Genomic DNA, 22981 nt, shown 5'->3' on the forward strand with positions numbered 1-22981 from the left:
ACTCGACCAGCGTGCACGTGACGAACGTCTACGGGGGTGACTTCGGTATCCGGGTGAACATGTGATCCGGTCACCCGGCTGAGAATGGCACGGTCAGGACAGTGCCATTGTCTTGTTGCCGGGCCGACGGCGGGAAAGGATAAGAAACAGAAAGCAAGAATCCCGCGTCGAAACGGAGAATTCATCGTGCGCATCAACAACGTCCAGCGCGTCGCCGCCGTCGTCCTGACCGCTCTCCTGCTCACCGGCGCGGGCCAGGTCGCCGCCAGCGCGTCCGACCCGCAGTGGGAGTCGGACCCGCAGTGGTCGGACCCGCAGTGGGAGTCGGCTCCGCCGACGGCCACCCAGCCCTGACGATCGATGCGGGTCGTCAGCATCATCGTCGAGGCGCCCTTCACGGCCTGGACCACGTCGGCGAAGCTCGTCGAGGCGGTCCAGGCCGTCGCCGTACCGCAGGACGAGCTGATGCACGTCTACGCGGGCACGCTGCCCACGGGCTTCGGCGTCGTGATCTTCCTGCTGGTCCCACTGGAGCAGGCGGCGGCGACCGGCTGCCGCCTGCTGCTCGCCGCGGCGGACTCCCTGGAGCTGCGCGAATGGTCGCTGGGCGCGGTCCGGGTCTGGAGCCCGGCGGAGCTCAGCTGAGGTCGGCCGGGTCCAGCCAGCCGCGTTCGAGCGCCCGGGCGCCCGCCTGGAAGCGGCTGCCGGCGTCCAGCCGCTCCATGAGCGTGCTGCTCAGGCGGCGCACCGTCCGCAGGGACACGCCCAGCCGGCGGCCGGCGGTCTCGTCGGTGGCGCCCTTGGCCCACAGGCGGAGCAGCTCGTGCTCCTGCACCGACAGGCCGTCGTCGTCCCGCCGTCGGTCCGCGCCGAGCGGGGTGGCCGACCGCCAGGTCTGCGCGAACAGCGCCATGAGGGCTGCCACGACGCCGGGGGAGGTCATCACCACCGCGCCGGAGCCCGACTCGGTGTTGGCCAGGGGAACCATCGCGTAACCCTGGTCGATGATCTGCAGCCGGACCGGGACCGTCGCGGCCAGCCGCACCTCGGCCCCGTTGTTGCGCAGCCAGGTCGCGTGGTCCCAGGTGGCCTGGTCGTTGCGGATGCTCTCCAGGTAGACGGTCCGCATGCGCACGCCCCGGTCCAGCAGGCGCTGGCTCAGCGCCCGGCTCGACTCCAGCGCGCGGGACGACGTGGCCCGGGTGGGCACGAACGTGCAGAGCTGCTGCGTGCACCGTTCGGTGAGCGTCGCCAGGCGGTCCCGCGCCTCCTCCGCGCTCTCCAGCACCTCGACGTCGGGCCCCTTGCGCACGTTCTGCAGCTCGGAGACGAGGCGCGCCAGCGCGACGCGGCCCTCCTCGATCTCCTGGTTGCGCTGCGCGACCTGCGCCTGCTCCCGCGCGAGCAGGGCGGCGAGCCCGATCTCCGGGCTGACGGGGCGGAACCCGTCGTCGCCCGCCCACGACGCCTCGACGAGCATCAGGCGGGAGAGCTCGTCCAGCGCGTCGCGGACCTGCTCCTCGTCGATGCCGAGCGCCTCGGCGATCCGGTCGGGCCCCGCGTCGCGGTCGCGGAGCATCTGCAGGTAGACGGACTCGGCCGTTCCGGACAGCCCCAGGCCTTGCAGCATCTTCGACTCCCCGATCGGACTGACCCAAGGGGCGCCGGGTGGCAGTCCCGGTCTCGCACGATCGCACAGCGTGACGGGCGCGGCCAGGGATTTGACCGGACTTCACCCTCTTCGCGCTGTGGGCCGCTGACCTGCGATTTCTCCTTCCGCCCGCGCCTGACCGTCGCTCATCGCCCCGCCCGCTCCCGGAGGTGCGCTTCTACCCAGCCATTGGGCCCGGAACTCGGTGCTTTCCGGGCCCAATGGCTGGGTAGAAGCGCACCATCTGCCCGGCCCCGGCAGCTCCACCGGCCTGGCAGCATGTGCGCATGGCTTCTGATCTCAGCGTGTGGCGGGTCCGGCCCGAGCCCGGCCCGCTGGTGGCTCCCACCGGTTCCGGCGTGCTCGACGGCGAGACCGTCGCGGTGAAGGACCTGTTCGCCGTGGCCGGCGAGCGGGTCGGCGCCGGAAACCCGGCCTGGCTCGCGGCGGCGCCCGTCGAGGAGGAGCACGCCGACGCCGTCGCGCGGCTGCTCGCGGCCGGCGCCGCCGTCGCGGGCCTCGCGCAGACCGAGGAGTTCGCCTACTCGCTGACCGGGGCGAACGCGCACCACGGCACCCCGCCCAACCCGCGCGCGCCGGGGCGCATCAGCGGCGGCTCGACGTCGGGCCCGGCCACGGCGGTCGCGGCCGGCCAGGCGAGCGTCGCCCTCGGCACCGACACCGGCGGCTCCGTTCGGGTGCCCGCCGCCTACCAGGGGCTGTGGGGCATCCGGCCGACGCACGGCGCCGTGCCGGCGGGCGGGCTGCTGCCCCTGGCGCCGTCGTTCGACACCGTGGGCTGGCTCGCCCGCGACGTCGGCACGCTGGCCCGGCTGGGCGAGGTGCTGCTCCCGGCCGATTCGGCCCCGCTCCCGGACGGCGCCCCGCTCGTGGTGAGCGACGCCCTGCTGGACCTGGCCACGCCCGAGGTGCGCGACGCCGTCGGGCAGCTCGCGCGGGCCGCCGGGGCGCAGCCGATCGACTGGGCGCCCGAGCCGGCGTGGCTCGCCGCCTTCCAGACGCTCCAGGCGGCCGAGGCGTGGGCCGTGCACGGCGCGTGGCTGGCCGACCGGATGGACACGCTCGGCCCCGCGGTGCGGGGGCGGTTCGAGCGGGCGCGGTCCATCGGCGCGGCCGAGGCCGAGGCGGCGCGGGCCGACGTCGCGCGGGCCCGGGCGCGGATCCGGGACCGGCTGGGGGAGCGGGTGCTCGTGCTGCCGTCCACGGCGACCGTCGCGCCCCGGCCCGAGGAGGCCGAGGCCGCACGCGAGGCGACGATGCTGCTGACGTGCGTCGCGGGCCTCGGCGGCCTGCCGGCGGTGTCCGTGCCGGTGACGACGGCGGGCGGGCTCCCGGCGGGCGCCTGCCTGGTGGGCCCGGCGGGCTCGGACCGGGCGCTGCTCGCGCTGGCGGGGCGGGTGGCGGAATAGCTGCGAGGCCGGTCGGCCAGTGCCGCGGTATCGCGACACCGCAGCGATGTCGGTATACCGCGACATCGCTGCGGTGTCAGGGTATGGTGACGTGAATGACGGCAGACCAGGTGCTCAACGCGCGATCGCTGACGCGGCTCGCCGCAGTTGCCAGACGGCTGCGCCTGGAGCGAGGTCTCTCCCAGGCCGACCTCGCCGGGGCGGCGGGTGTTTCTCGTCAGTGGATCATCAACCTTGAGCAAGGGCGTACCGAGGGACTTGAGGTCGGGCGTCTGATGCGGGTGCTTGATGAGCTCGACGCGAGCCTTGCGGTACGGGACGACCGGGAGAGCCTTTGAGATGGCTGCCGTGAACCAGCTCGCCGTCATCCTCGGCGGTCGGCATGTCGCGGAGCTCACGCGGACCCGAGCCGGCGTGCTGAGACTCACCTACGTCGATGACGCGCGGCGCATCGGTGCGACTCCGTTGTCGCTCTCCCTCCCTCCGGGGGAGGCGTCCCACACAGGGGCGCGGGTCAGGACCTTCCTCAGGGGACTGCTCCCCGAGAGTGACGCCGCACTCGGTGCCATCGGCCGCCGGTTCCGCATCGACACCAGTGATGAGCTGGCCTTGCTCTCCGTGATCGGCAAGGACTGTGCCGGCGCCGTGCAGTTCTGCACGGAGGACGAGATCGAGGCCACCATCTGCCGGGAGGGGAGCCTGCAGGAGTGCAGCGTCGGTGACATCGAGATCCGGCTGGACGAGATGGACACCGACGAGGACGCCTCCTGGACCATGCCCGGAGAGCACTGGTCGTTGGGTGGTACGCAGCAGAAGTTCGCTCTCCGTCGCCAGGGCGAACGGTGGTACGTGGCCCACGGCGCGGAAGCGACGACACACATCGTCAAGCCCGGCATCCGGAAGATGAAGGCCCAGGCCCTCGACGAGCATGCCAGCATGCGTGCGGCGCGCGTGGTGGGGCTCGATGCCGCGTACACCGAGTACACGTCCTTCAGGTCCCAGGACGCGATCGTGGTCACCCGCTTCGACCGCGCCCCTGCCGACGGCGATCAGGTGGTCCGCCTGCATCAGGAAGACCTGTGCCAGGCCCTGGGGGTGGTCGAGAAGTACGAGTCCGAGGGCGGTCCGTCCGTGCTCGACATCGTCCGGATGCTGCGGGAGGTGTCCGAGACCTCGGGTGCCGCGCGTCGAAACGTCGGTCGGTTCGTCGACGGGCTGATCTACAACACCGTCATCGGCGCTCCGGACGCGCATGCTCGTAACTACGCGGTTCTGCTGGACGGCGACTCGGTGGACCTGGCGCCGATCTACGACGTCGCCTCCGGTTTTGCCTATGACCCACCGACGGGCGGGCGGCGAGTGATGTCCATGAGCGTCGGCGGGGAGTTCGAGCTCGACAAGATCCGGCGCGAGTCGTGGAGCCGGTTCGCTGACGCCGCGGGCCTCGACGCGGATCGGACGGTGGCGCGTGTCGAAGAGCTCGAGGCCCTGGTGCCCGACGCGATCGACAGCGCGTTGGAGGACCTCGATGACTACGAGGGTCATGTCGCGGCGTTGAGACACCGGATCCAGGGCGAGCTGGCGGCGCGTCGGGCCTCGGTTGCCACGTAGGGTCCAGCCAGGCGGAAGATTTACGGGCCTGAAACTCGTGTGCCACTCGCAAATCGCGTTGAAACCGTAGATTTGTGTCATGGACCTCGCGACGTTCAACGCCCTGTCCCCGTCCGACGCCGCGGCGGCGGTCCGCCCGTGCGCCGACGTCGACTCCTGGGTCGACGCGGTGGTGGCCGGCCGCCCCTACCCGCGCCGGGACCAGCTCCTGGTGCACGCCATGCGGTCCGCCGCCGACTGGGGGGCCGCCGACGTCGACGCGGCCCTGGCGCACCACCCGCGGATCGGCGAGCGCGCCGCGGGGGACAGCGCCGAGGCGCGGCTGTCCCGCACCGAGCAGCCCACCGCGGTCGAGGCGACGGCCGCCCGGATCGCCGAGGGCAACGTCGCCTACGAGGCGCGGTTCGGCCGCATCTTCCTGGTCCGGGCCGCGGGCCGCACCGCGGAGCAGATCCTCGAGAACCTGACCGAGCGGCTGGCCAACGATCCCGCCGACGAGGCGCTGGTGACGGCGGAGCATCTGCGCCAGATCGCCCTGCTGCGGCTGGAGGCCCTCGTCGAGGAGCCCGCCGGGGCGCCGGTCACCCCGGACCCGGCGGTGGCGCCGTGAGCACCGCCTCCACGCACGTGCTCGACGCCGCCCGCGGCCTCCCGGCCGCCGGGCTGGCGGTCACCCTGGGCACCCGCCAGGCCGTGACCGACGACGACGGCCGCATCGCCTGGGGCGAGGTCACGCCCGGCCGGCACGTGCTGACCTTCGCCGCGGGCGACTGGTTCGCGGCGCAGGGCCGCGACACGTTCTTCGGGCAGGTGCTGCTCGACGTGGTGCTTGGACCGGAGCACACGCACGTCGCGCTGCTGCTGAGCCCGTTCGCCTACACCACCTACCGGGGGAGCTGAATGTCGATAGTCCTGGGGCCCAACCAGTACGGGAAGGCCGAGGTGCGGCTGGTGCGTGTCGACCGCGACACCCCGCGGCACCGTGTCACCGACCTGAACATCACCTCCCAGCTCCGCGGCGACTTCCGGGCCACCCACGAGACCGGGGACAACACGGGCGTCATCGCCACCGACACGCAGAAGAACACGGTGCAGGCCTTCGCGCGGGACGGCGTCGGCTCGCCGGAGGCGTTCTTGCTGCGGCTCGCGCGGCACTTCCTTGTCGAGCCCCAGGTCACGGGCGGGTGCTGGCGCGCCGAGCAGTACGGCTGGGAGCGCATCGCGACGGGCACGCCCGGCGCCGACGGCGGGACGGGCCACGACCACGCGTTCGTCCGCGGCGCCGCCGAGCGCCGCACGGCGCTCGTGCACGCCGACGACACCGGCCTGACGGTGCTCGCGGGGCTCAGCGACGTCACGGTGCTGAAGTCCACCGGGTCGGAGTTCTCCGGGTTCCCGCGCGACCGGTACACCACGCTGCCCGAGACCGACGACCGCATCCTCGCGACCGACGTCACCGCCTGGTGGCGCTACGACGCGCCGTTCACGCAGACCGCAGGCCCGGCGGACTACGACGAGCGGTTCGCCGCCGTGCGCGCGCTGCTGCTGACCACGTTCGCCGAGCTGCACTCCCTGGCGCTCCAGCAGACCGTCTTCGCCATGGGCAAGGCGGTGCTGGAGGCGTTCGACGACATCGCCGAGATCCGGCTGTCGTGCCCCAACAACCACCACTTCCTGGTGGACCTGGAGCCGTTCGGCCTGGACAACCCCGGCGAGGTGTTCTTCGCCGCCGACCGGCCCTACGGCCTGATCGAGGCGGCCGTCCAGCGGTCGGAGAACACCGGAACGGAGCACCCCGTGTGGTCGACGATCGGAGGGTTCGTATGAGCGTGGTCCTCGCGTCCGAGCGGGTCCTGGTCGAGGGCGAGCTGCGCCCCGCCGTCCTGCGCCTCGACGGCGACCGCATCGACCAGGTGTGGTGGGGCACGAGCGACCCCGACGCCGTGCTGAAGCCCGCCGACGACCTGTTCGGCGAGGTGCTCGGCGCCACCCCCGGGCCGCCGCCGGAGGTGCTGCGCCTGGGCGAGAAGGTGGTGCTGCCCGGCGTCGTCGACACGCACGTGCACGTCAACGAGCCCGGCCGCACCGCCTGGGAGGGCTTCGCGTCCGCGACCCGCGCCGCCGCGCTCGGCGGCGTCACCACGATCGTCGACATGCCGCTCAACTCCCTGCCGCCCACCACGACCGTGGCCGCGCTGGAGACCAAGCGTGCCGCGGCCGAGGCGGTCCGCGACCGCGGCGAGCTGCACTGCGACGTCGGCTTCTGGGGCGGCGCGGTGCCCGGCAACGTCGAAGACCTGGAGCCCCTCTGGGACGCCGGCGTCTTCGGCTTCAAGTGCTTCCTCGCCGACTCCGGCGTGCCCGAGTTCCCTCCGCTCGGCCCGGACGAGCTGGTGGCCGCGATGGACCGGATCGCACGGTTCGGCGGGCTGCTCATCGTCCACGCCGAGGACCCGGCGGCGCTCGCGGCGGCGCCGCACCGGCCCGGCCGCGCCTACGCGGACTTCCTGGCGTCTCGCCCCCACGACGCGGAGACGACGGCGATCGCCGGCCTGCTCGACGCCGTCCGGGAGACGGGCACACCCACCCACGTGCTGCACCTGTCCTCCGCGCGGGCGCTCGACCTGCTGCAGGAGGCGAAGGACGAGGGACTGCCCGTCACCGTCGAGACCTGCCACCACTACCTGGTGCTCGACGCCGAGCACGTGCCCGACGGCGACGCCGCGTTCAAGTGCTGCCCGCCCATCCGCGACCGCGGCAACCAGGACGCCCTCTGGGACGGGCTGCGCGCGGGGATCATCGACTGCGTGGTCAGCGACCACTCGCCGGCCACCGCCGAGGAGAAGTCCGGCGGCAGCCGGCCCGGCGAGACGGACCTTCAGGCCGCCTGGGGCGGCATCTCCGGCCTCCAGGCGGGCTTCCTCGCCCTGGCGGACGCCGCCCGACGACGGGGCGTGCCCCTGTCCGAGGTGTCCCGCTGGACCGCGGCGAACACCGCCACGCTCGTGGGCCTGGACCGCGGCAAGCGACCGCGCGGCGTGATCGCCGAGGGTTCCGCGGCCGACCTGCTGGTCTACGACCCCGACGCGTCCACCACCTTCCGCGCCGCCGAGATGGCGCACAAGAACAAGATCAGCGCGTACGACGGCCTGACGGTCCAGGGCGCCGTGGTGCCCGTGCCGGACGGCCGCGCGGCCGCCGGGACGAGCCGGGGAACGCTGCTCAGGAGGCCCGCATGACCCAGATCCACCCGCCCGCCCGCCTCCTGATGGGCCCCGGGCCCGTCGACGCCGACCCGCGCGTGCTGCGCGCCATGGCCGCACCGCTGGTGGGCCAGTTCGACCCGTTCATGACCGACACCATGACCGAGGCCATGCTCCTGTGGCGCACGGTCTGGGACACCGCCAACGAGCAGACGCTGCTCGTGGACGGCACGTCCCGCGCGGGCATCGAGGCCGCGCTCGTGTCCCTGCTGGAGCCGGGCGACCGGGTGCTGGTGCCGGTGTTCGGGCGGTTCGGGCACCTGCTCGCCGAGATCGGCGCCCGGGCCGGGGCCGAGGTGCACACGGTCGAGGCCGAGTGGGGCACCGTCTTCGAGCCGGACCAGATCGAGGACGCCGTGCGCCGCGTGCGGCCCCGCCTGCTCGCCGTCGTGCACGGGGACACCTCCACGACCATGGCGCAGCCGCTCGCCGACCTGGGCCGCATCGCCCACGAGCACGACGCGCTGCTGTACGTCGACGCCACGGCCACGCTCGGCGGCAACCCGTTCCACACCGACGAGTGGGGCATCGACGCCGCGACCGCCGGGCTGCAGAAGTGCCTGGGCGGCCCGTCGGGCAGCGCACCGGTGACGCTCTCGCCCGCCGCCGTGGCCGCGATCGACCGGCGCCGGCACGTCGAGGCCGGGATCCGCACCGCCGACGACGTTGCGCCGCACGGCGTGCCCATCCAGTCCAACTACCTCGACCTCGCGCAGATCATGGAGTACTGGGGGCCGCGCCGCCTCAACCACCACACCGAGGCCACGTCCATGCTCTACGCGGCCCGCGAGTGCGCCCGGCTCCTGGTCGCCGAGGGCATGGCCACGGCCGTGGACCGGCACGACCGGCACGGCGCCGCGATGCTGGCCGGGGTGCTCGGGCTGGGCCTGGAGGTGTTCGGCGACGTCGCCCACAAGATGCACAACGTGGTCGCCGTGCGCATCCCGGACGGCGTCGACGGCGACGCCGTCCGCGGCGGCCTCCTGGACGACTTCGGCATCGAGATCGGCACCTCGTTCGGCCCCCTGCACGGCGTGGTGTGGCGCATCGGCACCATGGGCTTCAACGCCCGCCGCGACGCCGTCCTGACCACGCTCGCGGCCCTGGAGCACGAGCTGCGCCGGGCCGGGTTCCACGCCCCGGCGGGCGGCGGCGTCACGGCGGCGCTCGCGGCGTACGACGGCGCCGTCCACGGCGGCTCTCACGACACGGTTCCCGACGCCGCCGTCGCAAGGGAGGCACGGCTGTGACCGAGATCGGTACCACCGAATGGGTCATGGCCCGGTGCGACGACCTGACGCGCCACTCCGCGCGGCCCGACGCCCTGGAGCGCGTGTACCTGTCGCCCGAGCACTCCGCCGCGAACACCGCGGTGCGGGCCTGGATGCTGGACGCCGGCCTGGACACCGAGACCGACGCCGCCGGGAACATCTGGGGCCGCCGCGCCGCCGGCGGCACGCCCCAGCGCCCGGGCACCCCGGGCGAGCCCGCGCTCGTGCTCGGCTCCCACCTCGACACCGTGCCCGACGCCGGGCGCTACGACGGGATGCTCGGCGTGGTGCTCGCGATCGCCGTCGCGCACCGCCTGCGCGACACGATCCTGCCGTTCGCGCTGGAGGTCGTGGGATTCTCCGACGAGGAGGGCACCCGGTTCGGCAAGGCGCTGCTCGGGAGCTGCGCGGCGTCGGGCCAGTGGGACCCCGCGTGGTGGGACCAGGCCGACGCCGACGGCGTGACCCTGCGCGAGGCGTTCCTGCGGTTCGGCCTGGCTCCGGACCGCGTGGGCGACGCCGCCCGCAACCCGGCTGACCTGGTCGGATACCTGGAGGCGCACATCGAGCAGGGGCCGGTGCTGGAGGCCCAGGACCTGCCGCTCGGGTACGTCACGACCATCGCGGGGGCGCGGCGGTTCGTGCTGACGGTCACCGGCGAGGCCCGGCACGCGGGCGGCACGCCGTTCGCCCGACGCCGGGACGCGCTGGTCGCCGCGGCGCACCTCGTCACGCGGATCGAGGAGCTGGCCCGGGCGACCGACTGCCTCGCCACCGTGGGCGACCTGCGCGTCGAACCCGGCGCCGTCAACGTGATCCCCGGCAGGGCAGAGCTGACGCTCGACCTGCGCGGCCGCACCGACGCGGGCCGCGACGCGCTGTGGGAGCGGATCGCCGCGGCCGGGCGGGAGATCGCCGACACGCGGGGCGTCACGTTCGAGCACACCGAGACGCACCGGGCGCCGTCGACCACGTGCGCCCCGCGACTGATCGAGGCCGTGGCGTCGGGCATCGCGGAGGCGACCGCCACGACGTCGGACCCGCTCGGGCTGTGGAGCCCGGCCGGCCACGACGGCATGGCGATGGACGCCGTGACCGACGTGGGCATGCTGTTCCTGCGCTGCCGCGACGGGATCAGCCACCACCCGGACGAGCACGTGGACGCCGAGGACGTGGGCGTGGCCCTGGACGCGTACACCGCCGCGGTGCTGGCGCTGGCGAAGGAGATCGGATGACGTCGCTCGCGGACCGCCCGCTCGAGGACCGGATCGCCGCCGGCTACCGGGAGCTGTCCCCGCAGGAGCGCCGCGCCGCGGACGCCCTGCTCGACCACCTCGGCGACCTCGGGACCTACCGCGCCACGGAGCTCGCCGCCCTGGCGGGGGTGTCCAAGGCGACGATGAGCCGGCTGTTCCGCAAGCTCGGCTACGAGGACTTCGAGGGACTGCGCGAGGACCTGCGCACCCAGCGCGGGCGCGGCCTGCCGATCGCCGTCGACCCCTCGCCCGGCCTGCGCGAGCGGCTGGAGCAGGAGGTCAGGAACCTGGAGAAGGTCTACGCGGCGCTCGACGACGGCATGCTCGACCAGATCGCCGACGCGCTCGCGACCGCGCGCGACGTGGTGGTCGTGGGCCGCCGCGGGTCGCTCGGCCCGGCGACCCAGCTCCGGCGCAACCTGATCCAGGTGCGCGGGCGCGTGCACCTGGCGCCCGGCCCCGGTCAGTCGCTCGCCGACGACCTCGTGGGGCTGGGCCCCGACGACGTGGTCGTGGTGGTCTCGATCCGCCGGCACGCGTTCCGGGTGGGCGAGATGGTCGAGGCCCTGCTGGCCGACGGCGTGCGCGTGCTGCTGCTCGCCGACACCAGCCTGCGCCACCTCGCCGGCAGCGTGACCTGGTGGATCGAGTGCCCCATCGCGACCGAGGGCGCGTTCGACTCCTTGGTCGCGCCGGTCAGCGTCGTCGCGATGCTGTCCGACCGGGTGCACGAGGTGCTCGACGGCGCGGGCGCCCGTGTCGAGGCGATCGACGCCCGGTACGAGCTGCTGCGCGAGATCGACGAGAGGTGACCTGCGCTCCATGGATCTCGACATCGACACCGTGCGGGTGGCGCGGACCCGCGCCGACTGCGCGCTGCGGCCCGGCGAGGCGTTCCTCGGCGGAGGCACGTTCCTGTACTCGGAGCCCGTGCCCGCTCAGGTGACCGGCCTCGTGGACCTCATGGGTCTGGGCTGGGAGCCGTGGTCCGTGGACGGGTCCGGGCTCCGGGTGGCCGGCACGTGCACGCTGGCGGAGCTGGTGGCCGGGCCGGGTTCGCTCGGCGCTCCGGGGCCGTACCGCGGGCTCGGGATCGTGGGGGAGTGCGTCTCGGCGCTGTCGCTGTCGGCGAAGGTGGCCCGGACCGCGACGGTCGGCGGCAACCTGGCGCTCGGCCTGCCCGCCGGGTCGATGGCCGGGCTGTTCGTCGCGCTCGACGCCCGGGCGGTGATCTGGACGCCGGACGGCGGATCCCGGGAGCTGCCCGTGGCCGACCTGGTCACGGGCGCGGGCCGGGTCGACCTGGCCCCGGGCGAGGTGCTCCGCGAGGTGCGGGTGCCGGGTCGCGCGCTCGGGGCGCGGACGGCGTTCCGGCGGGCGTCGCTCACCCCGACCGGGCGGACGGCGGCCATGGTGACGGGGCGGACCCTGCCGGACGGCGACGGGCCGGGCCGGGTGCTGCTCGTCCTGACGGCGTCGGTACCGGTACCGCGCGCACAGCCGATCGATCCGGGCGACCACGAGGCGCTGGACCGCTGGATCGACTCGATCGCCGCCGCCGGTGGCTGGTACGAGGACACCCACGGCACCGCCGACTGGCGCGCCGCGATGACCCGGCGCCTGGCGCACGAGGCCCTCGACGAGCTGGGCGGTACGGCATGAGGGTCGACGGCGCCGACGTCACGGCCGAGCCCCGGCCGGGCCAGTGCCTGCGCACGTACCTCCGGGAGCAGGGGACCACGTCCGTGAAGAAGGGCTGCGACGCGGGCGACTGCGGCGCGTGCACGGTGCTGCTCGACGGTGCCCCGGTGCAGTCGTGCCTGGTCCCCGCGCACCGGGCCGTGGAGTCGGAGGTCGTCACGGCGGCCGGGCTCGGCCGGTTCGGGCCGGGCGGGAACCCGGACGCCGACGCCGAGGAGCTGCACCCCGTGCAGCGCGCGTTCGTGGAGGCGGCCGGGTTCCAGTGCGGCTTCTGCACCGCCGGCATGGTGTGCACGGTCGCGGGCACGCCGGAGCACGGCTCGACCGACGAGCTCCTCAAGGGCAACCTCTGCCGCTGCACCGGGTACCGGTCGATCCGCGACGCGCTCGCCGGGCACGTGAACACCGAGGTGGCGGAGCCGGGTCAGGCGTTCGGACGCGCCGTCGTCGCGCCCGCCGCCGCCCGCGTGGTGCGCGGTCGCGAGCCCTACACCCTCGACGAGCCCGAGCCGCCCGGCCTGCTGCACGTCGCCGTGCTCGGCAGTCCGCACCCGCACGCCCGGATCACGCGCATCGACGCCACCGCGGCCCGGGACGCGCCCGGCGTGCACCTGGTGCTCACCCACCACGACGTCCCCGGCACGCTCTACTCGACCGGCCGGCACCAGAGCCGGCTCGACGACCCCGACGACACCCGCATCCTCGACCCCGTGCTGCGGTTCGTGGGTCAGCGGGTCGCGGTCGCCGTCGCCGAGACGCCCCGGCAGGCGCGTGCGGCACTCGACCTGGTGGAGGTCGAGTACGAGGTGCTGCCCTCCGTCTTCGACCCCGAGGCCGCGCGGAGCCCGGGAGCGCCGCTGCTGCACCCGGACAAGACACCCGCCGAGCACCGCGTCGCGGAGGCGGGCCGCAACGTCGTCGTCCAGATCCACGAGGAGTACGCCGAGCCCGGGCAGCACGGCGTCGAGGCGGCGCTCGCGGCGTCGGCCGCCACCGTGACCGGTACCTGGACCACCGGGCGCGTCAACCACGTCGCGCTGGAGACCCACGGCGCCCGGGCCTGGCTGGAGCCGAGCTCCGGGGAGGGCGACGTGCTGCACGTGCGCACCTCCACGCAGGTGCCGTTCCTCGTGCGCGACGAGCTCGCACGGCTCCTCGACCTGCCGCAGGACCGGGTGCGCGTGGTCGCGGGCCGCGTGGGCGGCGGGTTCGGGGGCAAGCAGGAGCTGCTCGTCGAGGACGTCGTGGCGCTCGCGACCCTGCGCACCGGGCGGCCCGTGCAGTGGGAGCTCACGCGCGAGCAGCAGTTCACGACCGTGCCGTGCCGGCACCCGTTCCGCGTCACGGTCCGCGCCGGGGCGTCCGCGACCGGCGAGCTGACGGCGCTGGCGATCGACGTCCTGGCCGACACCGGCGCCTACGGCAACCACGCGCCCGGTGTGCTGTTCCACGGCGTCCACGAGTCCATGGCCGTGTACCGGGCCCCGAACAAGCGCGTGGACGCCGAGTCGGTCTACACCAACAACGTGCCGTCCGGGGCGTTCCGCGGGTACGGGCTGGGGCAGGTGCAGTTCGCGATCGAGGGCGCGCTCGACGAGCTCGCGGCGCGGCTGGACCTCGACCCGGTCGAGATGCGCCGACGGAACGTCATCCGCCCGGGCGACCCCTTCGTCGTCGGCCAACCGGTGGACGGCGACCTGGAGTACGGGTCCTACGGGCTGGACCAGTGCCTCGACCTCGTCGAGGACGCGCTGGCCTCGGGCCGGGGCGAGGCGGCCCCGGACGGCTGGACCGAGGGGCGCGGCGTGGCGCTCGCGATGATCGCGACCATCCCGCCGCGCGGCCACTACACGCACGCCCGGGTCACGGTGGCGGCCGACGGCGACTTCGTGGTCGACGTCGGCACCGCCGAGTTCGGCAACGGCACCACCACGGTGCACGCCCAGCTCGCGGCCACCGAGCTGGGCGTGCCGGTCTCGCGGGTGCGGGTGCGCCCGTCGGACACGGCGACGTCCGGCTACGACACGGGGGCCTTCGGCTCGGCGGGCTCGGTGGTGGCGGGCCTAGCCGTCCAGGACGCGGCCGCCACCCTCCGCGCGAAGCTGTCGAGTGCTGGGCCGACGGAGGTGGTCGGGATGACGGCCGAGGCCACGCACGACGGGTCGCCGCGGTCCGTCGCGTTCAACGTGCACGGGTTCCGGGTGGCCGTGCAGCGCGAGACCGGGGTGGTGCGGATCCTGCAGTCGGTGCAGGCGGCCGACGCCGGCGTGGTGATCAACCCCGAGCAGCTCCGCGGGCAGATCGAGGGTGGCGTGGCCCAGGCGATCGGCACGGCGCTCACCGAGCGCATGGTGGTGCGCGACGGCGTGGTGGTGACCGACCGGCTGCGCCACTACCGGGTGCCGCAGGTCGCGGACGTGCCGCCCACCGAGGTGCTGTTCGCCGACACGGTCGACCGGCTCGGGCCCCGGGGCGCCAAGTCGATGAGCGAGGCCCCCTACAACCCGGTGGCCCCGGCGCTGGCGAACGCGATCGCCGATGCGACGGGCGTGCGCCCGCGCGACCTGCCGATGCAGCCCGACCGGCTGTGGCGCCTGCTCGGCCCGCACCCCTCGGCCGCTACAGCAGCCGTACCGACCGGCCGTGCGGGTCGGTGAGCGCCACCGGCACGCCGTCCCGGGCCAGGATGAACTGCGGGTCGGCGCCCGCGGGGAGCCGGGCCGCGACGTCGGGCAGCACGGTCCAGCCCTCGTTGCTCAGCCAGACGACGCCGCGCGTGCGCCGCAGGCGCTCCATCGTGCCGGTGAACTGCGCCAGCTCCGCCGGGGTCAGGTAGTAGAGCACCGCCGAGTTCTGCACCACCACGGTGGCCTCGGCCGGTGCCGTGGCGACCAGGTCGGCGACGCCGCTCAGCAGGTCGCCCCGGACCAGGTGGGGCGGGTCGGCCGCGACCACCTTGGCGGCCGCACGCAGCGTCTCGACGCGGTCGGCGTGCTCGGGCCAGACGAGCGCCTCCAGCCAGGCCAGGTCGTCCGGGTCGCGCACGTCCAGCGGGTTGAGGTCGAGGCCGGCGCGCCACACGACATCGGGCAGCCGGGCGGGGACCGGGCCCTTGACGGCACTGGGCAGCCGGCCGGGGACCGGACCCTCGATGTCGCACGGGAGCAGCACCTCGCTCGGCCCGTCGGCGGGGTCGAGCCGGGTGCGGCCGCCGTCGGGCGACGTGTACAGATAGGAGTACCGGTCGGGGTAGAGGCACAGCCCTGCCGACGCGCCCACCTCGACGAGCGCGACGGGGCCGTCGACCGTGGCGAGCGTCGGCACGAGCGTGGCGCAGCGGCGGGGCTCGTTGGTCTGCGTCGCGCGGGCACGCATCTCGCGCTCGACGTCGGGCCAGGCGGCCGGCAGCCAGGACCGCACCGCGGCCCAGCCGCCCGCCGGCGCCCCCACCAGCCGCGCCGCCGCGAACAGCAGGTTGGGCTGCCGCTTGGGCTCCGGCAGCGTGTCGAGCAGCGCGCACACCTCGGGGTCGGCGGCGACGCCCAGCGCCCAGTCCTCGTAGGTGGGGGAGCCGCCGTTGCGGGCCTGGCTCCCGGCGAACTGCGCGTAGACGGCGGCGGTGTCCATGCGGCACACGCTAGCGACCGCCAGACGGCGAGATCGGTCCCGTGCGTTGAGATCGGTCCATCGACCGACCGATCTCGATGCGGCCGACCGATCTCGAGCCCCGGCCCGTGGGCGAAACAGACGTTTCGACCAGGTGACCTCCTGGGAACGCCGTTGAAACGCAGCGGTGCGAGCATCGAAGGGTGACCAGCCCTCGCCAGACCTCCGGCACACCGTCCCGCGCCTCCGTCACCGCGGAGGACGCCGCGTGGCTCGCCCGCGCCGTCGAGGTCGCGTCCCGGAACGTGGCCGACGGCGGTGGCCCCTTCGGGGCGGTCGTCGTGCGCGACGGCGCCGAGGTCGCGGCCGCCGGCAACCGCGTGACCCGGGACCTCGACCCCACCGCGCACGCCGAGGTGGTGGCGATCCGGGCGGCCTGCCAGGAGCTCGGCACGTTCTCACTGGCCGGGACCACGCTGTACGCCTCGTGCGAGCCGTGCCCGCTGTGCCTCTCGGCCGCGCTGTGGGCCCGGGTGGACCGGGTGGTGTTCGCCGCGGACCGGCACGACGCCGAGCGGGCGGGCTTCGACGACCGCGAGTTCTACGAGCTGCTCGACCGCGACCGGTCGACGTGGCCCAACCCCGTCGTCGAGCATCGGATCGAGCGGGCCGGGGAGCCCTTCGAGGCCTGGCGCGCGCACACCACACGTATCCCGTACTGACGCGCGCGGAGCGGTTCACCCGGCGCGGCGGCACGTTTAACGGCCGTGTAACCGGCCGACGTGAGGCGTGAAACCGCAGGTCCCTAGCGTCCTGGGCAACGAGACGCGGGTTTCGTCCCGCGCACCCAGCACACCAGGAGAACCACTCATGATGCTTTCCCGTCCTGGGCGCGCGCTGCGCCTGACGGCCGTCGCGGCCGCGGCCTCGCTCGCACTCGCGGCCTGCGGTTCCGGCGACGACGCCCCCGCCGAGGGGGAGGGCCTGGGCGACCTCACGGTCCAGCTCTCCTGGATCAAGAACGCCGAGTTCGCCGGCGAGTTCATGGCGGACAGCAAGGGCTACTACGCGGACGCCGGCTTCGGTGACGTCACGTTCAACGCGGGCCCCGGCGCGACGGAGAACCTGGTGGCCTCCGGTGAGGCCGACTTCGGCCTCACCAACGCCGTCACCGTGGGCCAGGTCGTGGCCAACGAGGACGCGCCGATCAAGATCGTCGGCACCACGTTCCAGAAGAACCCGTTCACCATCCTGTCCCTCAAGGACGGCGCGAACATCGAGACGGTCGAGGACCTCAAGGGCAAGAAGATCGGCGTGCAGGACGGCGGCAACGGCCTGCTGTTCGCCGCGCTCCTGGCGGCCAACGGCCTCACCGAGGACGACGTCGAGATCGTGCCGGTGCAGTACGACCCGCAGCCCCTGGTCAACGGCGAGGTCGACGGGTTCCTCGCGTACGTGACCAACGAGTCGATCATCGTCTCGTCGCAGGGCGAGGAGGTGACCAACCTGCTGTTCGCCGACAACGGCCTGCCGTTCGTCGCCGAGTCGGTCATCGCCACCGACGAGACCATCGCCGAGCGCCCCGAGGTGGTCAAGGCGTTCCTCGAGGCCGAGATCAAGGGCTGGACCGACGCGTGCGCCGACCTGGAGGGCGGCGCGAAGCTGGCCGTCGAGGAGTACGGCGCGGACCTGGACCTCGACCTGGCCAAGGAGGTGGAGCAGAACACGATCCAGTGCGAGGACCTGATCAACACCGACGAGACCGCCGAGAGCGGCATCTTCACGATCAGCGACGAGCTCCTGGCCCAGAACATGGCCACGTTCGAGGCGGCCGGGATCGACGCCGCCCAGGAGGACGTGTTCGACCTGTCGCTCCTGCAGGAGCTGCTCGACGAGCAGCCCGAGCTCAAGGGCTGACCGTGGTCGACCAGTCCGTCACGCAGGTCCCGACCGGTGCCGGTCCCGCCCCGGAGGGCGGGGCCGGCACCGGCCTGCACCTCGCCAACCTGTCCAAGTCGTTCGGCTCGGGGCGCAAGACGGTGACCGCGCTCGACGACGTCACGCTGCACACCGACCAGGGCAGCTTCCTGTCGCTCCTCGGCCCGAGCGGCTGCGGCAAGTCCACGATCCTGCGCATCCTCGCGGGACTGGAGGCGCCGACGTCGGGCACCGCGAAGGTGGACGGCAAGGACCCGGCGCGGCTGCGGGCCGGGCACGAGCTCGGCATCGCGTTCCAGGACGCCGCGCTGCTGCCGTGGCGGTCGGTCGAGTCCAACCTGCGCCTCCCGTTCCAGGTCTCGGGGCAGCCCGTGGACCACGACCTCGTGGCCGAGCTCATCCGGCTGGTGGGCCTGAGCGGCTTCGAGAAAGCGCGGCCCGCGCAGCTCTCGGGCGGCATGCGCCAGCGTGTCTCGATCGCGCGCGCCCTGGTGGTCAAGCCCTCGGTGCTGCTGCTCGACGAGCCGTTCGGGGCGCTCGACGACATGACCCGCCAGCGGCTGAACCTGGAGCTGCTGCGCATCTGGACCGAGAAGCCGGCGACCACGCTCATGGTCACGCACGGCATCTCGGAGGCGATCTTCCTCTCCGACCAGGTGGCGGTCATGAGCCCGCGGCCCGGCCGGATCAAGGAGGTCATCGAGGTGGACCTGCCCCGCCCGCGCCTGCCGGAGATGATGCGCACCCCCGAGTTCCACGCGCTGCACGACCGGGCCTCGGAGCTCCTGTTCACCGCCGACGCCGCCCTCGACGACACGGCCGGCGATGCCTGACCGCGCCCGCACCTGGCTCGGCGGGACGGCGGGACTGGCCGCCCTGGTGGCGCTGTGGTGGCTGCTCGCGGTCACCGCCTTCGACGGCTCGTCCATGCCGACGCCGCCCGGCGTGCTGCGCCAGTACGCCGCCGACGGCTGGGCGTTCTACGCGAACAACTTCGGCGGCACCGTGGTCGAGGCCCTGATCGGGTTCGCGTGGGGCAACGGCCTGGCGCTCGTGCTCGCGGCCCTCGTGCTGCTCACGCCGCGGCTGGAGCCCGTGATCTCGCAGGTCGCGGTGATCAGCTACTGCGTGCCGACCATCGCGATCCTGCCGATCCTGTACATCGTGCTCGGCCCGCCGGACCCCGGCGACCCGTCGCCCACGGCGGTCGTCCTGGCGGCCCTGTCGGTGTTCTTCACGACCGTCGTCGGGGCCGTGCTCGGCTTCCGGTCCGCGGACCCCGCCGCGCTCGACGTGGTGCACGTCTACGGCGGCGGCCGCTGGCGCCAGCTCGTCACGGTCCAGCTCGTGTCCGCGCTGCCGGAGATCGTCAGCGCCCTGAAGATCGCCGCCCCGGCCGCGTTCCTCGGGGCGATCCTGGGCGAGTACATCGGCGGCGTGGACCGCGGTGTCGGACCCGCGCTCATCGCCGCCGGCCAGGGCCTCATGGTGGAGCGCGCCTGGGGCATCATGTTCGCCTGCGCCCTGGTGGCGGGCATCGGGTACGCCGCGTTCGGCCTGCTGGGCCGGGTCGCGGTGCCGTGGTCGACCTCAGGAGGACGACGATGAGCGAGGTCTCGACGAGCTCGGCCCGCCGCGGAGGCGCCGGACGGGCACTCGCGGCCGGCCTCGGCCGGGCGGTGGCCACGGCGCTGCTCATGGCCGCCGTCCTCACGGTCGTGTGGGTCGCCTCCGTGGCGCTGGTCGACAACACCTTCGTCGCCAAGGGCCCCGCCGAGGTCTACGAGTTCCTGTTCGCCTCCGACGACGCGGCCCAGACCCGCGCCCAGATCCTCGACGGGCTCGGCGTCACGCTCGGCGACGCCGCCCTCGGCTTCGTCGCGGGGATGCTCGCCGCGACGCTCGCCGCGGCCCTCATCGTGCTGTCCAGGCCAGTGGAGACCGCCGTCATGCCGGTCGCCCTGATCCTGCGCGCCGTGCCGCTCATCGCGCTGACCCCGATCATCCGCCTGCTGTTCACCGACGAGCTGGTGCGAGTGGCGGTGGTCTCCGGCATCGTGGTGCTGTTCCCCGCGCTCGTGAACATCGTGCAGGGCCTGCGCTCCGTGTCCGCGCAGCTGACCGACGTCGTGCACGTGTACGGTGGCGGCCCGGTGGCCCTGCTGTTCCGGGTCGCCTTCCCCTCGGCACTGCCCGCGCTGTTCGCCTCGGTCCGGATCTCCGTGCCCGGCGCCATCACGGGCGCGCTGCTGGCAGAGTGGCTGATCACCGGCGAGGGGATCGGCAGCATGGTGGTCAACGCGGTAGGACGGTCGGAGAACAACCTCGTGTGGGCGTGCGTCCTGGTGGTCACGCTCGCGTCGCTCGTGCTCTACCTGGCGGCGCAGATCATCGAGTCGTTCGTCCTCGCCCGATACGGACGGAGCTGATCCATGGACGGCAGGTACGGCACCACGGCGGTCGGCATCGTGCTCGCGGCCGGCGGCGGCACCCGGTTCGGCATGCCCAAGGCGCTCGCCCGGTCCGACGGCGGCACGCCGTGGCTCGAGCTCGCCTGCCAGGCCCTGGTCGACGGCGGGTGCGCCGACGTCGTCGTGGTGCTCGGCGCGCGGGCCGACGAGGCCGAGCGGCTGGCGCCGGCCGACGCGACGCCCGTGGTCGCCGACGAGTGGGGCAGCGGCCTCGCGGCCTCGCTGCGCACCGGCCTCGCCTCCGCCCAGGAGACGGGGGCGGACGCCGCCGTCATCTCCCTCGTAGACCTGCCCGGCCTCCACGCCGACTCCGTGCGCCGCGTGCTGAAGCCGTTCGACGAGCCCGACGCCGCCCGCCACGCCCTCGCCCGCGCGACCTACGACGGCCGTCCCGGGCACCCCGTGCTGCTGGGCCGCGAGCACTGGGCGGCGCTCGCCGGCTCGGTGCGCGGGGACACCGGCGCCGGGCAGTACCTGCGGGAGCACGGCGCCGTCGGCATCGACTGCACCGACCTGGGCGGCGGCGACGACGTCGACCGGCGGTAGGGCCAGCCCCACCCCGGGCTAGGGGTCATCCCTGACCTTTCCCCGGTCCTGCCCGAATCCTGTCGCCGCGACCGGTTCGGCTACGTAGTCTCGGGAACGTGGAGGCCACGGAACTCGCCCGCCTGCAGTTCGCACTGCTGGCCGCAGTGCACTTTCTCTTCGTGCTGCTCACGCTCGGGCTCGGCCCCGTGGTGGCGATCTTCAACACGCGCTGGGCCCGCGCCACGGGCGACCGCGCCGTCGTCTTCGAGAACGCCACCCGGTTCTGGGGGCAGATCTACCTCGTCAACTACGCGCTCGGCATCGCCGCCGGGATCGTGCTGGAGCTCCAGTTCGGCCTGCACTTCCCGGGCCTGCTCGACGTCGCCGGTGAGGTCTTCGGCGCGCCGCTGGCCGTGGAGACGCTCGCCGCGTTCTTCCTGGAGTCCACCCTGCTCGGCCTGTGGGTGTTCGGCTGGCACCTGTTCCCGCGCGCGCTGCACGCCGCGATCTTCTGGGCCGTGGTGCTCACCGGGTACGCCTCGGCCTTCGCCGTGATGGTCGCCAACGGGTTCCTGCGCAACCCTCTCGGGTACGTGCTGGAGGGCCCGGCCGGCGACCAGGTCGCCCGGATCACCGACGTCGGCGCCCTGGTCACCAACCCGGCGGCGCTCCTGTCCGGCCTGCACGTGGTGGGCGCCTGCCTCATGGCCGGCGGGTTCGTGCTCGTCGGCGTCTCCGCGTGGCACCTGCGGCGCACGGGCGGCGGCCTTCGCCTGCCGACCGGCCCCGACGAGGACCTGTGGCGGTACTCCATGCGGGCCGGCATCTGGACCGGCGTCGTCGGCGTGCTGTTCGCCCAGGGCTTCGGCTACGCGCAGTTCGGGTACATCGAGGGCGGCTTCGGCCAGTACGCCGCCGTCGGCGTGCTCCTCGAGCTCATGATGCGCAGCGCCGACCTCGTCTTCCTCGGCGCGCTCGTGCTCCCGTTCCTGCTCATCGCGGGCGCCCTGTTCCGCATGCGGGGCCGCCGAACCCTCTACGTGCTGCTCACGGCCCTGCTGCCCCTGCCGTTCGTCGTGGGGCTCGCGGGCTGGCTCGTGCGCGAGCTGGGGCGGCAGCCGTGGGTCGTCCAGGGGGTGCTGCGGGTCGACGAGGTAACCTCCGACCAGTCCGCGCGTGCCGTCCTGGCCTCGCTCGTGCTGCTCGTGGGCCTCATGGTCACGCTCGCCGTGCTCGACTGGTGGGTGCTGAGCCGGCTGGCCCGCGCGGGGACCGAGCGGCTCGTGCTGGGCGCCGCCGCGGCCGACGTCCTGCGGGACGACGGCGCGGACGACGAGGTGCTGCTCCGGTTCGGCGCGCCCGACGACGGGACGCCCGACGACGGGACGCACGGCAGCGGGACGCCCGACGACGGGACGCGCGGCGGCGGGCCCGAGCCGGAGGGTGCCCGATGAACGCGGCGGCGTGGGCCGTGCTCCTGACCGTGCTGCTGGTCGGCTGGGTGGTGCTCGACGGCGCCGTCCAGGGCGCGGGCGCCACCCTGCTCCAGGAGCGCGGCCCGGACGGGAAGGACCGGCGCCGGGACCCCGCGCGGCGCCGGGTCGTGCTCGGGGCCGTAGGGCCGGTCCTGCTGCCGGGCGAGGTGTGGCTCGTGGCGGCGCTCGGCGTGCTGGTGGGCGTGTTCCCGCACGCCGAGGCCGAGCTGCTGGGCGCCGGGTACCCCGTGGCGCTCGTGCTCGTCGGGTCCTGGGCGCTGCGGGACGCCGCGATCTGGCTGCGCAGCCGGCGTCCGGGCAACGTGTGGCGGGACGTGTGGGACGTGGTGCTCGTGGTCGCCAGCATCGCGCTGGCCGGGAGCTGGGGCGCGCTGCTCGGCGTGGCGTGGGGGAGCGCCCTGGCCGCGCTGGCCCTCGGCATCGCCGCGGTGGTCGTCACGCGCCTGCACGGGGACGCCCTGGTCGCGTGGCGACTGCGCCGCACGGGCCCGCTGCCGGTGGCCGTCACGTCGGTGATGATCGCCGCCCCCGTCGTCGGCACGGCGATCGCGGCCTGGCCGCGCCTGGTCGGCGGGGCGGTCTCCGAGGAGACGATGGCGGCGCTCGGCGTCGTCGCCCTGATCGTGCTCCCGCTGGTCCTCGCGCTGCAGGTGGCGGCCTGGTGGCTCGTGTCCCGGCCCTTGGACCGCCGGGACACGCTCTTCTTCTGAGGCCTCCGTGACTGCCGGAACTTAGGTATCGAAACGGACGTATCGCCCC

General features: G+C 74.1%; 24 protein-coding genes. 22 read left to right on the forward strand and 2 right to left on the reverse strand.

Features of this window, described 5'->3' with window-relative positions:
• The first annotated feature begins 186 nt into the window (after positions 1-186).
• Positions 187-354, forward strand: coding sequence for a hypothetical protein (locus ACIPN7_RS27865; RefSeq protein ID WP_397398948.1), 168 nt, complete (start codon positions 187-189; stop codon positions 352-354).
• 6 nt (positions 355-360) lie between these two features.
• Positions 361-645, forward strand: coding sequence for a hypothetical protein (locus ACIPN7_RS27870; RefSeq protein WP_400550130.1), 285 nt, complete (start codon positions 361-363; stop codon positions 643-645).
• On the opposite strand, the gene ACIPN7_RS27875 is transcribed toward ACIPN7_RS27870, so the two are convergent.
• Complete coding sequence (locus ACIPN7_RS27875) at positions 638-1630, reverse strand: LuxR C-terminal-related transcriptional regulator (protein ID WP_400550132.1); 993 nt, start codon at positions 1628-1630, stop codon at positions 638-640. The two genes, ACIPN7_RS27870 and ACIPN7_RS27875, sit on opposite strands and share 8 nt — an antisense overlap.
• A gap of 308 nt (positions 1631-1938) precedes the next feature.
• Between ACIPN7_RS27875 and ACIPN7_RS27880 the strand changes: the two genes are divergently transcribed.
• The 12 genes from ACIPN7_RS27880 (at position 1939) to ACIPN7_RS27935 (ending at position 14840) form a co-directional block, all read left to right on the forward strand.
• Complete coding sequence (locus tag ACIPN7_RS27880; RefSeq protein ID WP_400550134.1) at positions 1939-3081, forward strand: amidase family protein; 1143 nt, start codon at positions 1939-1941, stop codon at positions 3079-3081.
• A gap of 95 nt (positions 3082-3176) precedes the next feature.
• Entirely contained in the window at positions 3177-3419 is a 243-nt protein-coding gene (locus ACIPN7_RS27885) for a helix-turn-helix transcriptional regulator (RefSeq protein ID WP_400550136.1), read from the forward strand.
• A 10-nt stretch (positions 3420-3429) separates the two neighbouring features.
• Positions 3430-4692 carry a type II toxin-antitoxin system HipA family toxin gene (locus ACIPN7_RS27890; protein WP_400550138.1) on the forward strand — a complete coding sequence of 421 codons (1263 nt, stop codon included), beginning with the start codon at positions 3430-3432 and terminating at the stop codon, positions 4690-4692.
• A gap of 79 nt (positions 4693-4771) precedes the next feature.
• A complete protein-coding gene (gene uraD, locus ACIPN7_RS27895) occupies positions 4772-5302 on the forward strand; it encodes a 2-oxo-4-hydroxy-4-carboxy-5-ureidoimidazoline decarboxylase (protein ID WP_400550139.1) in 531 nt (176 codons plus the stop codon).
• On the forward strand, positions 5299-5592 hold the full coding sequence (locus ACIPN7_RS27900) for a hydroxyisourate hydrolase (RefSeq protein WP_400550141.1): 294 nt from the start codon (positions 5299-5301) through the stop codon (positions 5590-5592). Before uraD ends, ACIPN7_RS27900 begins: the two co-directional genes overlap by 4 nt.
• A complete protein-coding gene (gene pucL, locus ACIPN7_RS27905; RefSeq protein ID WP_400550143.1) occupies positions 5593-6519 on the forward strand; it encodes a factor-independent urate hydroxylase in 927 nt (308 codons plus the stop codon).
• Positions 6516-7931 (forward strand): allantoinase AllB, encoded by a 1416-nt coding sequence (gene allB / locus ACIPN7_RS27910; protein ID WP_400550145.1) that lies wholly within the window; start codon positions 6516-6518, stop codon positions 7929-7931. The genes pucL and allB overlap by 4 nt, the downstream gene beginning before the upstream one ends.
• On the forward strand, positions 7928-9205 hold the full coding sequence (locus tag ACIPN7_RS27915; RefSeq protein ID WP_400550147.1) for a pyridoxal-phosphate-dependent aminotransferase family protein: 1278 nt from the start codon (positions 7928-7930) through the stop codon (positions 9203-9205). The genes allB and ACIPN7_RS27915 overlap by 4 nt, the downstream gene beginning before the upstream one ends.
• A complete protein-coding gene (locus ACIPN7_RS27920) occupies positions 9202-10461 on the forward strand; it encodes an allantoate amidohydrolase (RefSeq protein ID WP_400550149.1) in 1260 nt (419 codons plus the stop codon). The genes ACIPN7_RS27915 and ACIPN7_RS27920 overlap by 4 nt, the downstream gene beginning before the upstream one ends.
• Positions 10458-11294, forward strand: a complete 837-nt coding sequence (locus ACIPN7_RS27925) for a MurR/RpiR family transcriptional regulator (RefSeq protein ID WP_400550151.1) — start codon at positions 10458-10460, stop codon at positions 11292-11294. The genes ACIPN7_RS27920 and ACIPN7_RS27925 overlap by 4 nt, the downstream gene beginning before the upstream one ends.
• A 10-nt stretch (positions 11295-11304) precedes the next feature.
• Positions 11305-12144, forward strand: coding sequence for an FAD binding domain-containing protein (locus ACIPN7_RS27930; protein WP_400550153.1), 840 nt, complete (start codon positions 11305-11307; stop codon positions 12142-12144).
• Entirely contained in the window at positions 12141-14840 is a 2700-nt protein-coding gene (locus ACIPN7_RS27935; RefSeq protein ID WP_400550155.1) for a molybdopterin-dependent oxidoreductase, read from the forward strand. The genes ACIPN7_RS27930 and ACIPN7_RS27935 overlap by 4 nt, the downstream gene beginning before the upstream one ends.
• Here the strand turns inward: ACIPN7_RS27935 and ACIPN7_RS27940 are convergent.
• Complete coding sequence (locus ACIPN7_RS27940) at positions 14803-15810, reverse strand: DUF2332 domain-containing protein (RefSeq protein ID WP_400550157.1); 1008 nt, start codon at positions 15808-15810, stop codon at positions 14803-14805. The two genes, ACIPN7_RS27935 and ACIPN7_RS27940, sit on opposite strands and share 38 nt — an antisense overlap.
• Positions 15811-15992: 182 nt before the next feature.
• Between ACIPN7_RS27940 and ACIPN7_RS27945 the strand changes: the two genes are divergently transcribed.
• The 8 genes from ACIPN7_RS27945 to ACIPN7_RS27980 all read left to right on the forward strand — a co-directional run bounded on the left by ACIPN7_RS27945 (position 15993) and on the right by ACIPN7_RS27980 (position 22932).
• Positions 15993-16511 carry a nucleoside deaminase gene (locus tag ACIPN7_RS27945; protein WP_400550159.1) on the forward strand — a complete coding sequence of 173 codons (519 nt, stop codon included), beginning with the start codon at positions 15993-15995 and terminating at the stop codon, positions 16509-16511.
• 148 nt (positions 16512-16659) lie between these two features.
• Complete coding sequence (locus ACIPN7_RS27950; RefSeq protein WP_400550160.1) at positions 16660-17706, forward strand: ABC transporter substrate-binding protein; 1047 nt, start codon at positions 16660-16662, stop codon at positions 17704-17706.
• Positions 17707-17708: 2 nt separating this feature from the next.
• Positions 17709-18560 (forward strand): ABC transporter ATP-binding protein, encoded by an 852-nt coding sequence (locus ACIPN7_RS27955; RefSeq protein ID WP_400550162.1) that lies wholly within the window; start codon positions 17709-17711, stop codon positions 18558-18560.
• Complete coding sequence (locus tag ACIPN7_RS27960; RefSeq protein WP_400550164.1) at positions 18553-19335, forward strand: ABC transporter permease; 783 nt, start codon at positions 18553-18555, stop codon at positions 19333-19335. The genes ACIPN7_RS27955 and ACIPN7_RS27960 overlap by 8 nt, the downstream gene beginning before the upstream one ends.
• Positions 19332-20156: an ABC transporter permease gene (locus ACIPN7_RS27965; RefSeq protein ID WP_400550166.1), complete on the forward strand. Its 825-nt coding sequence runs from the start codon at positions 19332-19334 to the stop codon at positions 20154-20156. The genes ACIPN7_RS27960 and ACIPN7_RS27965 overlap by 4 nt, the downstream gene beginning before the upstream one ends.
• Before the next feature lie 3 nt (positions 20157-20159).
• Positions 20160-20744 (forward strand): NTP transferase domain-containing protein, encoded by a 585-nt coding sequence (locus tag ACIPN7_RS27970; RefSeq protein ID WP_400550168.1) that lies wholly within the window; start codon positions 20160-20162, stop codon positions 20742-20744.
• Positions 20745-20842: 98 nt separating this feature from the next.
• Complete coding sequence (locus ACIPN7_RS27975) at positions 20843-22180, forward strand: cytochrome ubiquinol oxidase subunit I (RefSeq protein ID WP_400550170.1); 1338 nt, start codon at positions 20843-20845, stop codon at positions 22178-22180.
• A complete protein-coding gene (locus ACIPN7_RS27980; RefSeq protein WP_400550172.1) occupies positions 22177-22932 on the forward strand; it encodes a cytochrome d ubiquinol oxidase subunit II in 756 nt (251 codons plus the stop codon). The genes ACIPN7_RS27975 and ACIPN7_RS27980 overlap by 4 nt, the downstream gene beginning before the upstream one ends.
• Positions 22933-22981 lie beyond the last annotated feature (49 nt).

Origin of the sequence: Promicromonospora sp. NPDC090134 (assembly GCF_044746965.1) — a bacterium.
Classification (GTDB): domain Bacteria; phylum Actinomycetota; class Actinomycetes; order Actinomycetales; family Cellulomonadaceae; genus Promicromonospora.